Raw genomic sequence first — 13,422 nt, forward strand, 5'->3', positions numbered from 1 at the left:
TGTAAGCCGTCATTGCGAGGAACGAAGCAATCGCAAACTATACAGAGCAGACCTGCTTCCGTGCGATTGCTTCGTTCCTCGCAATGACGGGGTGTAGATCCAGCCTTACGAAGTTTTTAAAACTTCGTAAGGCTTAAACTGCTTTGTACCTCGCAATGACGTAGTGTAGATTAGCTTCTACCTTTCGCCTTTGACCTTTTCCCTTTCACCTCAACCTACAACCACTTATTCTCCAAAACCTCTTTGGCATGGTAAGTTAAAATAGCAGTTGCACCGGCACGGCGGATGCTGGTAAGCACCTCGGTGATGGCACGCTGCTCGTTTAGCCAGCCACGTTGTATGGCAGCTTTGATCATGGCATATTCGCCGCTTACGTTGTAGGCTGCAACAGGCAGTTCGGTATTATCTTTTATTAATTTAATAACATCCAGGTAGGGTAGGGCCGGTTTCACCATCAGGAAATCTGCGCCTTCCAGCTCGTCCAGTTCGGCTTCAATCAGGGCTTCGCGCTGGTTGGCCGGGTTCATCTGGTAGGTTTTTTTATCGCCAAACTTAGGAGCCGAGTTAAGGGCATCCCTGAACGGGCCGTAAAATGCGCTGGCGTATTTAGCCGAGTACGACATGATAGACACGTTTGTAAAACCGTTATCGTCAAGCACATTGCGAATGTACCCAACACGGCCATCCATCATATCCGATGGAGCGATGATATCAGCACCTGATTGTGCATGCGCCAAAGCCATTTTGCCTAAAACATCCAGCGTTTCATCGTTCAGGATCACACCGTTTTCCACAATGCCATCATGTCCGTCGCTGCTGTATGGGTCCATGGCTACATCGGTAATAACGCAGGCTTCCGGGAAGTTTTTCTTTACCTCGCGGATGGCGCGTAAGTAAAGACTTTCATCGCGGTAGCTTTCAGTAGCAAATTTGTCCTTCAGGTCTTCGGCGATATTAGGGAACAGATCGAAAGAGTTTAAGCCCAGTTTAAGGCAGCTTTCAATTTCGCGCAGCAGGTTATCGATAGAATAACGGAAGATGCCCGGCATTGACGCCACTTCACTTTTCTGGTTTACGCCGTCAATAATAAAAAGCGGGAAAATCAGGTTAGCAGCACTAACATGTGTTTCCTGCACCATTTGGCGTATCACTTCACTTTTGCGGTTCCTTCTTGGTCGTTGTAACATAATAAGTCATTATGTCATTGGGGCATTGAGTCATTACTTGTCAGCTTTATAAAAAATGACCTAATGACCCAATGACTCAATGACGTTTAAAGTCCAAACACTGCCTCTGCCAGCCCAACTTCGTCGGGTGAGTAGGGGAGCGTGTATTTTACACCCATTTCGTCAAACTTTTTGCCGGTTGATTTGCCTATGGCTACCACCTTTTGGTATGGGTCCAGCAGGTTATCGGCAAAATAAGCCTCTACGTTTGATGGGCTGGTGAATACCATCACATCAGCGCCGCTGGCCTCAACATCTTCTTCCAGTACGGTTTCATAAACAGGCAGGTCGATGATTTTTGTATCGGCAGATAAGCCTTGTTGTATGCTCCTCATCGGGCTTTCGGCACCGGGGAACAGTACAATTTTACCGTTAGCCAGTTTAGCAAATTCTTCAGCAACTTCGGCAGTATCGGTGCCTTCGCCAACATAATCGGTAAAGTGACCTTTACGACGCAGCATTTCTTCACTGCCGCTGCCCATTACCCCAAATTTTACTTTTTTAGGGAATTGCGGGTTCAACTGGAAAAAGTACTCAACAGCATTTTTACTGGAGAAGAATACCCAGTCGATATTTTTTAATATGTATGAGTCAAAGCGGGTGATCACAGGCACAGTACGGATTAGCGAACGATCTTCTATCTGGATACCATGTTTTTCAAGCGCTTTACGGAAATAGCTTTGCTCGCCAAGCTCGCGCGAAATAAACACGCTTGCAGGGTGTTTGCGACCTTTAGCAAATTTGGCTACTACTTTTTCTGCCAAACCTTCGGTTGTTGGTGCTTCTAAAAACAACCTATCCGGAAATTCATCTCCTTCGTTGGCCTTAGAAGTAAACACCTGGAAAAGGCCGTCTTCCTTACGGCAGTAACAGCCTAAAGGCAGGTGGCAACCGCCACCAAATAATTTCAATACGGTACGTTCAACAGCCAGTTCTTCGGCAACATCAATATGGTGTAAGGCCTGTAATGCTTCAAAAAGCTCATGGTCAGTTTCGCGGATCTGGATAGCCAATGCACCTTGTGCAGGAGCAGGGATCAGTTCAACCGGGGTGATCTCTTCTACATGAAATTCGCTCAGGTCGAGGCCTAAACGGGTAACGCCAGCTTTAGCCAGCATAATGGCATCATATTTTTCATCGCGAAGTTTACCTATACGGGTAGGCACGTTACCGCGAAGGTCTTCAATTTCAAGATCGGGGCGGTGAGCAAGCAACTGGGCTTTACGGCGGTTTGATGATGTGCCCACAATGGCGCCATACTTAACAGACAGCTTTTGATGAACATCAACACAATCCTTCAGGATCAACAAAAGTTCGGCGGGGTCTTCCCGTTCTGAAACTGCTGCAATGATGAGTCCCGGAGGATTTTCAGTTGGCAGGTCCTTATGTGAGTGCACGGCGATATCAATAGTGCCAGCAATCAATTCTTCTTCTAATTCTTTGGTAAAGAAACCCTTACCTTCCAGCTTGTCAAAGCTGAGGTTCAGGATACGGTCGCCCTGGGTTTTAATGATCTTTAACTCGGCGGTAATGTTAATGGCAGCGAGGCTGTCTTTAACGAAATTGGCCTGCCATAAAGCCAATTCACTGCCACGGGTTCCTATAATTAGTTTTCTGTCCAAAAGAATGATTGTTTTCAGCTGCAAATTTAATTTTTTATGCCGATGATAAGATACATCAACTGCATGAAATATTGTTAATTGCAACAAAATGACTGTAATGTGTGGGTTTTGATGTTTGTATAAATTTGCCCGGCATATCGCGTACTTAACATATTTGCCATAAGGCACAACCTCGCTGCAGCGGATGTAGCTTTGTAACAAAGCGGGTGTCCCAATTTTTTGATTCCCGAAAAAAAATGAAAAAAGCCTGGTGCTTCTTTTTCTTAAAAAATAGATATGTTCCATTTTTTAAGAGTGAAACAGTGAAACGGCTTTTAAATGTTACTTATTGGAAATCAGTAATTTAGTTTTTTACCTGAAACGGTATTAAATTATTGATAATCAGTATTTAAAACTTTTTAGAGTACGGGTCTGGTGTTTTATGATCATTGCGGATCGGAGCTTTTTTTGACGCGATTTTTTATGCTTTTTTTGATGTTTTTTCTAATCGGTGCGGGGTGTTTGAATTTGATGATGACAAAATGCTGCCACCATGTATTAAAGCAGGGAGGTTTAGCTTTGGGCATTAATACACCTTACGAAGCGAAGCTTCGTAAGGTCAATATCCTTTTTCTGGTCGAAGTTTAGCGAGGCGTAACTTCGTCCAGTTAATGAGCGGTGATAGGATCATAGTAGCCTCCGTAGCCCGCTGCTGTATCAGGCAAAAACGCACACCCGTTGTAACGTTTTCGAACGGTATTATAAATAAAATAACATTAATTTATTGTTTTTCAGTTATTTAAATTGATGGCATGGGTTTTAAGCACTACCAGTGTATCAGATAGTTTATTTAAGTTTAACAGCTTCTACAATCAACATCCCTATGCTCAAAACATATTTTAAACTTGCTTACAGGAACATAATAAAGGACAAAGCTTACTCCATTATTAATATATCCGGTTTAGCCATTGGCCTTGCCTCCAGTATCCTGATTTTGCTTTGGGTGCAAAATGAATTAAGCTACGATAAGTTCCATAAAAATGCCGCGCAGATCTATCGTATCGATAGCAATTTCGGCGATTCTAAAACAGCAGCAAGTTCGGCTGGGATGCCTTTTGGCTTGAAATCGGAGATCTCTGTTGTAAAGAACGTTGCTCGCTTATACCCCGGTTTTCCTTCCGTGCTGTTTGAAATTAACAACCGGAAATTCCAGGAAGAACACGTGTTTTATACTGATCCGGGTTTTATGGATATGTTTTCATACCCTTTAATAAAGGGCGACCGGGCTACAGCTTTAAGTCAGGCAAATGGGATTTTAATAACAGAAGACATCGCCATAAAATATTTCGGGAAAGAAGACCCTATTGGTAAGGTGATCCGGAAAGATAATAAGGAAAGCCTGGTAGTAACAGGTGTTATGGCCAATATTCCGGCCAATTCCGATCTGCAATTTGATATCCTGCTTCCGATGGCTTTGATAGCTCAAACCAATTACGATCTAAAAAATAACATCTGGGATAATTTTAACTTTTACGGCTATGTTCAGTTTGATAAACACTTTGATCCATCTGCCGCTAATCTATCTAAACTGGAAACACAAATTGGTCAGATTTTTCATAAACATAGCCCGGATACCAAGGCTACGTTCAAATTGCAGCCTTTAACCAAAATACACCTCGATCCGGAAAGGTTAGGGGATTCGCCGGGCCATGGTAATGCGCAGTACGTAAGTATCTTTTTTGTGATTGCCATATTGATATTGATTGTGGCCTGCATCAATTTTATGAACCTGGCAACTGCGCGTTCGGCCCGCAGGGCTAAAGAAATAGGCTTGCGTAAGGTTGCCGGTGCAGTTCGCGGACAATTGGTACTTCAGTTTTTAAGCGAATCGGTATTTATTTCATTCCTATCGTTATTACTGGCGCTTGTTATTGTACGTATGTTTTTGCCTGTATTTAATGATCTGGCCAACAGGAAACTTACTATTGATTTATCAGATGCCAGGCTTTGGTTAAGTCTTACAGGCATTGCCCTCATGACCGGTCTTATCTCCGGTAGTTATCCGGCATTATTCCTTTCTGGCTTCAACCCGGTTAAAGTGCTTAAAGGAAATGTAAAATCAATGGGTGGTAATTTGTTTTTCCGGAACACCCTTGTAGTGGTACAGTTCATGGTGTCAATTATATTGTTGGTAGGTACGGTAGTTATTTATAAGCAACTTAAATTTATCAGGGATAGGAATCCTGGTTTCGAGAAGGCTAATCTTTTGTATATGCCAATGACAGGCGAGATCTGGCATAAGCAAGAGGCTTTGAAAAATATGTTAAGACAAACCTCACTCACCAGCAATTTTACTACAATTTCCGATCTGCCGACCGAACTTGGCGGCTGGACACTCAACGTCCAGTGGAGCGGCAAAGATCCGCGGTCGCAATTATCTATCCCGGTAATGGCTGTTGATGGCGATTTTACGCGCACATTCAGAATGAAACTGGCCGCCGGCCGAAGTTTTTCACCGGCTTTTAAAACCGACTCGAACAACTACATGATTAACGAAAAAATGGCGGGCGTAATGGGCCTTAACGCCGGCACTGCCGTAGGTAAGCCGTTATCAGTTTGGGGCAACAAAGGTACAATTGTAGGGGTAATAAAAGACTTTAATTTTAAACCTGTTCAGCAAGCCATTGAGCCACTGGTTATACCTTTTAATAAAATAGGAGGATATGTGGTTGTACGGACATTGCCCGGAAAAACCGATGCTACTATAAAGGTTTTATCGGCAATTAGCCAGCAACTCAATCCCGCTTATCCCTTTAAATTTGATTTTATTGATCAGGAATTATCCAAACTTTACAAAGGCGAACAGCAGATGGGTAATATCTTTAACCTGTTTGCAGGGTTGGGCATCTTTATTTCATGCCTCGGCTTATATGGCTTATCGGCATTTATGGCCGAACAGCGAACTAAAGAGATTGGTGTGCGTAAAGTGCTGGGTGCTTCTGTAGTGAACCTGGTTTATTTATTATCATCGGGAATAACCAGGTTGATATTCGTCGCTATAATTATAGCGGTTCCAATTTCGTGGTACGCTGTTAATAACTGGCTGTCGGGTTTTGCTTATCACATTAACGTGGGGTGGACGGTGTTTTTCATTGCGTCTGTAGCCGCATTGGGTATTGCCTGGGCTACGGTTAGTTATGAATCGGTAAAAGCAGCAACCGTAAACCCGATAAAGAGTTTGAGAACGGAGTGACTAACCACTTCATTCACCCGGTCAAAGTCGAGAGAACACCCATTTCGACCGGGTGAAATTCTGGAAGGTTTTACCGCAGCATCGCCAGCATCTCGCCATTAGGCCGCTCTTTCGAGGTATAATGCAGGCTGAGCTCATGGTTATTATTTTTCTTTTCCAACTGCAATAGCTCTTTTACAGGGACTGTCATGGCAAAATCTGATGCATCGGAAAAATCCCATTTCTTTAATGTATTCCCTTTTTCATCCTGTAATGTGAGGCTGCGGCCGGTACCGGGGCCTTTAGTTTGGCAGTGATTATACTTAATGTGCAGTTCGTCGGCTTCATTTGCTTTACTCAGTTGCAAAACCCTTAGATTGACCGGCTGGTTTACATATTGTTTCAGGATAAGTTTGTTATTTAAGTAAATTTCGTAACCATCCAATCCAAATTTATTGGAGAAACCAAATGCAGTGAAGCTTAATGTAATCAGCGTAAACAATCCGATAAACGCCGGATAAAATTTGATGTGTTTCATGATCATAAATTTTAAATGAAATCCTTGATTCTTTGTACAATATTAAACGGATTGAAAATGAGGCTGAAAATTAGTAGACCAACAACCTGAATAGTCGACGTCAGCTTTTTTATCCTTATCTTCCTCTACTATTTGTGCAGTTTGTCGACATAATTTTGTTGGCCTGATGCTTTTGGTTTCTTTTATGCTCATTGATAATGAAACGTTAAAATGGATGCGCTGGATAAATCATTTCGGCTGCCGTTTTTAAAACGCAGCACAACCTTAAGGCATGCCCTGGTGCATGGCGCTTATTGGGTGCTGATCACCGGCTTTTTTATTTATGAGAAAAGATATCTTATTTATAAAGCCAGCATGCCTTATTTTGTGGCTTGCGTTGCCGGTCGCATTGTATTGCTCATCATCATAGCTTATTTTAACCTGCAATACTTTTTGCCCCGGTACCTGTTAAAGAAACGGTACGCTGCCTACTTTACGGCAATTATCCTGTCGGTTATTGGTTATTTAGCAGCTCAAAGCCTTTTTGATTTTTACCTATATGGATATGTGGTAGGACCAATGCGTAACAGTAACCTTGTAGAATCACTATCGTACAATTTTTTTAGCACGCTGTGGTACCTCGGATTGATGCTTGCGCTAAAGTTGAGTATGGACTGGTATAGTCAGCAGCTGATCATTCAGAAAATAACGGTTGAAAAATTGAATGCGGAAGTTAATTTTTTGCGGGCGCAGGTAAACCCGCATTTCCTGTTTAATGTCCTGAATAACTTGTACGCGTTGACGCTAAAAAAATCTGAACTTGCTCCGGATGTGGTGCTTAAACTGTCGGAAATGATGGAGTATATGCTGTATGATAGCACAGGCGAAAGAGTACCATTGGAAAAGGAGGTCGGCTATCTCCATAGTTATATGGAACTGGAGCGATTGCGGTTCGGCGGAGAGGCGGATATTGATCTTAATATTGATGCGGAGATAAATGGGCACGAAATTGCTCCATTGCTCTTAATACCACTGGTTGAAAATGCTTTTAAACACGGACTGGCAAGGCAAACTAAAAGCAGTTGGCTACGGGTAGATATCGGTCTGAAACAATCAACGCTTGAGGTTATCATAGAAAACGCCAAACCATCGTCAGTAATTAATAATGGTAAGGGAGGCATAGGGCTCGACAATTTGCGAAAGCGCCTCGACCTGCTTTATCCGAATAAACATGAGCTTTGGTTAGAAGATAGAGAAAATTCCTTTTGGGTTAAGCTGGTAATCGGATTATAAGGGCAGAATTTATATGGAAACCTTGCTGAAGTTTGTGGTGATAGATGATGAGCCGCTTGCGCTTGAGATATTGGACAGTTATCTGAAAAGAATTGATCATGTGCATTCGGTGTATCTGTTTCGCAACGCCGCTGATGCTTTACAGCATTTAAAAAATCACCATGCTGATGTGTTGTTATTAGACATCGAGATGCCCGAAATGACAGGGATCCAATTTCTGCAAACACTACCAGACCCGCCATTAACTGTTTTTACGACTGCTTACCGTAACTATGCCTTTGAGGGTTATGAACTGGGGGTAATTGATTTTTTGCTGAAACCTATATCATTTAAACGTTTTGAGCTGGCTATCAATAAGATCAGGGAGTTCCTGTTGCTGAAATCACAATATGATGATAAAGAGGATTCTTTAGCAGATAAAAGCACTGATTTTATTTTTGTTAAAAGTGGTGTTCAACGGATCAAGCTTTATTTTAATGACGTTACGCATATTCAGGGGCTAAAGGACTATGCCATCATTTATACCCATGCAGAGAAAATCCTGTTAAAAGGGTCCATCAAGGCTATGCTGGACATCTTCCCACAGAAACGTTTTATGAGGGTGCATAAATCTTTTATCATAGCTGTTAATAAGATAACCCGTTTGGAAAGTAACCGGATTATTTTGAACGGGCATGAAATTCCGATAGGGAGGAATTTTAAGGATAACCTGGAGCGGGCGTTAACAATGAGATGAGTGAAAATTTCAACTGGTTGAAGTTTATCGAAGTGTAACTTCGACTTAAAATAGGACAAGCATTCTGCTTCGTGTTGTGGGCTTGTCCTTTGAACCGGAGCTAACGAAGTAAAAGGGCGCAGGTAATTTAAACTGAAAGCTTAAATTATTTTAGGACTAAGTTTAGCAAAGCGAAACTTAGTCCTGATTGAAAATTAGGCGATTTTATAGAATAGTTGAAAGGTAAAAGTGCCAGCTGCAGGCATTGTAATTAGTGCGGACGCGCTGCCACCAGTGCAGGTAACTTTGTTAACACCATCAAAATAAACAAAGCCATATTCGGGAATAAACGGTAGTGTGATATTTGCCGAAGGTGCAGAAGTAGTAACTGAAGCCGCAAGGATAATTTGTTTGCCTTGTTGCGCAAACGACCCGGTTGCCAAAGTTATATTGGGAGGAGTTCCAATATTCCATGTCCCATCGATCCCACTTCCGGCTATCTTATAAAATGCAGCACCATCGCAATACAAATAGAAAATTTCATTTTTGGGTATTATAACTGCGGCGGCTGTTTGACCTGCCATTTTTACTCCTAATGGATAGCCTGTAGTGTTTCTTATAACGTAAGCTCGTTTAAAGTTATTGAAAATTATGTTTCTCGTCTGCGTTAGTAAGTTATTAGAATCGTTGATTCTGAATAATGACGAATTAAGTTGTTGTACCGTTGTATTGGTAATATCAGCATCAGCAGTGAAATTGATAAGTGTATAATTGGAATCAAATATATTGTTCACATTTTTATTTAAAACAACATTTCCTGATGTGTTAACTTCATCAAATTCAGCCGCCCCATAAACTTTTACGATTTCGCAATTGTTAAAAACGTTATTGGTGGTTCCAGTATCTGAAAACCTTACAATAGCAAAAATGCCCGAGGTGGCTTTATTGATGATCTTACTGTTATTAACAATATTATTGGTTGAGGTACCGCTTATCAAAGTAGTGTATATCGAATCGGATGAATATAAGTCGTTGTCGAATTTGTTTCCAGATGATGCCGATATGCTGACAGCGTAGTCTCCTGATACTATAAACTGGTTGTTTGAGAATAAACAATTATACAGATTTTTAAAATTATTGCGGGCATAGCCGACGCTTATATTACCGGAGACCACCAGATTGTTGATGTTTAAATAATCGGAATTATTACATTGCCATGAAAACGGTGAGTATTGAAAAGAGGAAGAAGAACTGGAAAAATTATTGTTTAATACCTCGCCGTTATTCCAACCGCCCACCAGTTCAATCCCGATTTTGTAACAATCACGAATGAAGTTGTTGTTCACCTTAAAATACTCTCCGCAGCCATCCAAACTTAAGAAAATCGAATCGCTCAGACCTAATAAGCCTATATGGTTTACATTATTATCTGAGATATTGATGTTTTTGCATTTATCAAATGCCGCAGTCCTGTTCATAATGGTTGTTCCAATTCTCCGTATGTTATTGTAGTTACAGTTAGTAATTGTCAGACCATCAATATAGTTATCAGTAACAGTATCTTTATTACAGTAAAACGATATTGCGCTTGTTCTTGCATATGGAACAGTAAAAGAACATCCGTTCACCGTAAGATTCTTAACATTATTGAAATAAGAGTACACTAATGCGCTCCCATTATCAACAGGTTCGGGAGCATTAGGATCAACTGGTATAGTGTTATAATTATTAACAAATGAGATACCTGTTATGGTCACATTGGATACATCAAGCAATCTTAATATAGCGTATCCATTATTTATGGTTATTTTTGAACAATTGTTCCCTATTATAGTACAATTGCTAAGTGCAGCTGCTATCTCGGCTGTTATGAAATAAGATTGAGTCAGGATGCCGGTTTTACAGTTTACAGCTTGAAAAAAAGCCGTTAATGCGATTGTATCGTCGGCGACGCCGTCGCCAATTGCGCCAAACATCTCAGGTGTTATAAAATATTGCCTTTTATACCTTTTTCCATCAGTAGTTACCAATATACTTCCGGTGTTATCCGAAGAGGAAGTATCGGCCGCATCATATATCCATTGACCTCCTCCATAGTCGGAGGTGCTTAAAACGCTGTAATTATCGGCGGCAGTCAATGCGCGCACTTGTGCTACTGTAAATACTTGGTAATTCATGAAAGATAGGTTTTGTGATGATTAATATATAAGTTAGATAAGGTTTGGCTGCTTTTAATAATATCGAAAAGTACTAAAAAAATAAACTTGTCTATTTGAAATTATATTAAAGGTATTTGGTACTGATATTATTAAATAAACAATTTATTAACTTGACATATTTTTTATTCGAAAGGATTTGCTGGCCGGGCGCAGTTTGTTATCGAAGAAAAATCTGCATTGGATTGAAGCGGATACCGGCTAATGTCATTAAGTTAAGGGATTGACAAGTTGCACCAGAGGTGCAAAAGGTTTGTAGAAATTAAAGATTTGTTTGTCTTAGTGTGCCAGAGGTACACAACTCCGAGTGTTCCGTACCTCTGGCACGGTTATTTTCGGTATATGATATTACTACAAACCTGTTCCCCCTCTGGGGGATTTCCCTTAATTTAATGACATTGGGATACCGGCCAATGAGCTTAAGACCTGCAGGCGTATGAGCGTACAGTCCGGGCCGCAGGCAACGTTGAGTTAGCAGCTTGTCTTAGCATGCCTACCACAAGGCACAGCCTTACTGTAGTTAAGGTATTTACTCCAGGTAATTGGGGGTTATTTAGATTTTGATATCAGTTTAACACTGTCTGATCTGATATCGCCTCCGGTGTAGTTGACCTTAATAAATGTAGTACATTGATCTTTAAATTCATCGCAAAAGTCAATTAAGATAGCAGCCCCGTTTGGTATTATCGCTTGTTTAATAATGCCGAAGATATCTGTTCCGCCTTTGGGGTCTACCCCTGTTAAGTCAAGAATTAAATGGTTTGTCCAGGAGAGCGTAGTATAAAGCTCCAGTTTTTTTCTCACATCCCCTGCAAGGGTATTTACTTTTGTCCTTCTTGTAAGCGATGGGGTATGGTAGATTTTTTCATATACCGGGTTGTCCTTATTGGCATGTTTTTGATGATACTTACCGATGGTTACCGGGGAAAAATGGTAGTTAAGGAAACTCTCCTTGAACTGTTCAACAAACCTAAACTCCGAATTTATTACAACAGGGTTATCGGTAACAGTACCGGTAAGCATTCTTTTTAGTTTGGATAAAAGGGGCTGAAACAAAGCACCACCCGGGAGCTCGATGACAACAATTTCGCCCTCATTTACTTGAAAGGCAGGGACAATAAAATTGTTAAAGTTTTGTTCTGGAAAACTGATCAACATGACGGGGTATGTAAACCCATCAACGTTTGTTTATCTAAGAAATTACCTGGTATGTAACAAAAAAGTTATAATGGACTTTTTTCAAAGCGTAAGGGAAACTACCTCAATCAATTTTCGTTGATTAATATATCCTTGGCCATGATCATGGGTACACTGATATATTTTTTCTCCATGTAGTTGATCACCTTTTCCAGGATCTCGCGTGATTGTTCGTCCAAACCTTGAACCTCATCGGCAAAAACAGAGTTAATGGCGGTATTGCGGATTTCTTTGATTTTTTCAGGAACCTGGCGCATGGCTACCTCTATGCGGCGCTGTTTAAGCTGCTGAATAAATTCGGCAATGTTTTGCTCAATGATAGCTTCGGCATGTACCAGTTCGTGGTAGCGTTCCTGCAGGTTCTTTTTGGCAACCTCGTTAAGGGAATGTACTTCGATAAAGTTAACCGGGAATTGCTCCAGTACTTCGGGAGCGGTATCATTAGGGATGGCAAGGTCAACAATAGTTTTCCTGCCGGTTTCGCCGTTTAACAGCGATTGATAAATTTCGGTAGTGATGATAGGCTCAACTGCAGATGTACAGGTGATAATAGCATCAAAACCTTTATTGTATGTTTTCAAAGCTTCCAGGTCAAACGCCTCACCGCCCAAATCGGCAGCTAATTTTTCGGCATTGGCCACAGTACGGTTAAATACTGCAAAGTTTGAAAATTTATGTTTTTGAAGATATTTAGAAATGTTGCGGTTGGTTTCGCCTGCGCCGATGATCAAAATACGGGCATTTGAACAAAGATTAAGGTCTTTTAGCTTACGGTAAGCCAGCGATACTACCGAGATTGGGTTTTTGGAGATGTTGGTATGTGTGTAAACCTCCTTGGCTGTTTTTACCACGCAGTTCATGATCATACGCATGGCATCACCGGTTAGGCCTGCCTCCTTGCAATGTTCGTAAGCCTTACGTAACTGGGCCAGGATTTCCTTTTCACCCACGATCAAACTCTCTAATGAACATGAAGTACGCAGCAGGTGTACCATGGCTTCCTGGTCTTCATAAATAGATGCACTATCCATAAAGGTACTCAATGAATCATGGCAAAGCTCTGTGTTAAAGGCTTCTATGAATTTTTTGGCAAAATCTTTATCAACCGATTGCGGGGTTGTCATCACAAATTCTACCCGGTTACAGGTAGCCAGATAAAAGATTTCGGGGATGTTAAACTGCTCTTTAACCTGCGCAAGTTTGTCTGTCAGATTTTCCTGGCATACCACCAATCTACCCAATTCCTTCAGTTCAATCTGTTTGTGCGTAAAAGCTATTACCTTTAGATACTTCAAAGCAGTTTTAAAATTTGACCGAACAAAAGTATCACTATTCGGCACATCCTATGTCAACACTTTGTCAAACAGGATTATTTGGAATGGTTATAAATTACAAAAATGGCTTGTTTTGCAGTATTTAAACTGT

General features: G+C 41.1%; 9 protein-coding genes. 3 read left to right on the plus strand and 6 right to left on the minus strand.

Translation table 11 applies throughout. The features are described from left to right. Positions 1-215 precede the first annotated feature (215 nt). Positions 216-1,187, minus strand: a complete 972-nt coding sequence (gene hemB / locus BMX50_RS20320) for a porphobilinogen synthase (RefSeq protein WP_091212800.1) — start codon at positions 1,185-1,187, stop codon at positions 216-218. 86 nt (positions 1,188-1,273) lie between these two features. Next, a complete protein-coding gene (hemC, locus tag BMX50_RS20325; protein ID WP_091213743.1) occupies positions 1,274-2,848 on the minus strand; it encodes a hydroxymethylbilane synthase in 1,575 nt (524 codons plus the stop codon). An 862-nt stretch (positions 2,849-3,710) separates the two neighbouring features. Between hemC and BMX50_RS20330 the strand changes: the two genes are divergently transcribed. Beyond that, positions 3,711-6,080: an ABC transporter permease gene (locus BMX50_RS20330; RefSeq protein ID WP_091212802.1), complete on the plus strand. Its 2,370-nt coding sequence runs from the start codon at positions 3,711-3,713 to the stop codon at positions 6,078-6,080. A 70-nt stretch (positions 6,081-6,150) separates the two neighbouring features. Here the strand turns inward: BMX50_RS20330 and BMX50_RS20335 are convergent, their stop codons facing one another. Continuing rightward, on the minus strand, positions 6,151-6,597 hold the full coding sequence (locus tag BMX50_RS20335; protein ID WP_143065233.1) for a hypothetical protein: 447 nt from the start codon (positions 6,595-6,597) through the stop codon (positions 6,151-6,153). A gap of 210 nt (positions 6,598-6,807) precedes the next feature. Between BMX50_RS20335 and BMX50_RS20340 the strand changes: the two genes are divergently transcribed. Together BMX50_RS20340 and BMX50_RS20345 are read left to right on the plus strand one after the other, a co-directional pair. After that, entirely contained in the window at positions 6,808-7,869 is a 1,062-nt protein-coding gene (locus BMX50_RS20340; protein WP_091212806.1) for a sensor histidine kinase, read from the plus strand. Positions 7,870-7,882: 13 nt separating this feature from the next. Continuing rightward, entirely contained in the window at positions 7,883-8,605 is a 723-nt protein-coding gene (locus tag BMX50_RS20345; protein WP_208864755.1) for a LytR/AlgR family response regulator transcription factor, read from the plus strand. Positions 8,606-8,799: 194 nt separating this feature from the next. Here the strand turns inward: BMX50_RS20345 and BMX50_RS20350 are convergent, their stop codons facing one another. The 3 genes from BMX50_RS20350 to hemA all read right to left on the minus strand — a co-directional run bounded on the left by BMX50_RS20350 (position 8,800) and on the right by hemA (position 13,292). Further along, positions 8,800-10,761 carry a hypothetical protein gene (locus BMX50_RS20350; protein WP_091212808.1) on the minus strand — a complete coding sequence of 654 codons (1,962 nt, stop codon included), beginning with the start codon at positions 10,759-10,761 and terminating at the stop codon, positions 8,800-8,802. A gap of 588 nt (positions 10,762-11,349) precedes the next feature. Next, positions 11,350-11,958, minus strand: a complete 609-nt coding sequence (locus BMX50_RS20355; RefSeq protein WP_091212810.1) for a hypothetical protein — start codon at positions 11,956-11,958, stop codon at positions 11,350-11,352. Positions 11,959-12,065: 107 nt separating this feature from the next. Then, positions 12,066-13,292, minus strand: coding sequence for a glutamyl-tRNA reductase (gene hemA / locus BMX50_RS20360; protein ID WP_091212812.1), 1,227 nt, complete (start codon positions 13,290-13,292; stop codon positions 12,066-12,068). Between the last annotated feature and the right edge of the window lie 130 nt (positions 13,293-13,422).

It is taken from the genome of Mucilaginibacter gossypiicola (genome assembly GCF_900110105.1).
Taxonomy (GTDB): domain Bacteria; phylum Bacteroidota; class Bacteroidia; order Sphingobacteriales; family Sphingobacteriaceae; genus Mucilaginibacter; species Mucilaginibacter gossypiicola.

Bases quoted from the DNA above. Each gene is read 5' to 3' on its own strand.
- hemB (WP_091212800.1), bottom strand. From the start codon at position 1,187: ATGTTACAACGACCAAGAAGGAACCGCAAAAGTGAAGTGATACGCCAA.
- BMX50_RS20330 (WP_091212802.1), top strand. From the start codon at position 3,711: ATGCTCAAAACATATTTTAAACTTGCTTACAGGAACATAATAAAGGAC.
- BMX50_RS20335 (WP_143065233.1), bottom strand. From the start codon at position 6,597: ATGAAACACATCAAATTTTATCCGGCGTTTATCGGATTGTTTACGCTG.
- BMX50_RS20340 (WP_091212806.1), top strand. From the start codon at position 6,808: ATGGATGCGCTGGATAAATCATTTCGGCTGCCGTTTTTAAAACGCAGC.
- BMX50_RS20345 (WP_208864755.1), top strand. From the start codon at position 7,883: ATGGAAACCTTGCTGAAGTTTGTGGTGATAGATGATGAGCCGCTTGCG.
- BMX50_RS20350 (WP_091212808.1), bottom strand. From the start codon at position 10,761: ATGAATTACCAAGTATTTACAGTAGCACAAGTGCGCGCATTGACTGCC.
- BMX50_RS20355 (WP_091212810.1), bottom strand. From the start codon at position 11,958: ATGTTGATCAGTTTTCCAGAACAAAACTTTAACAATTTTATTGTCCCT.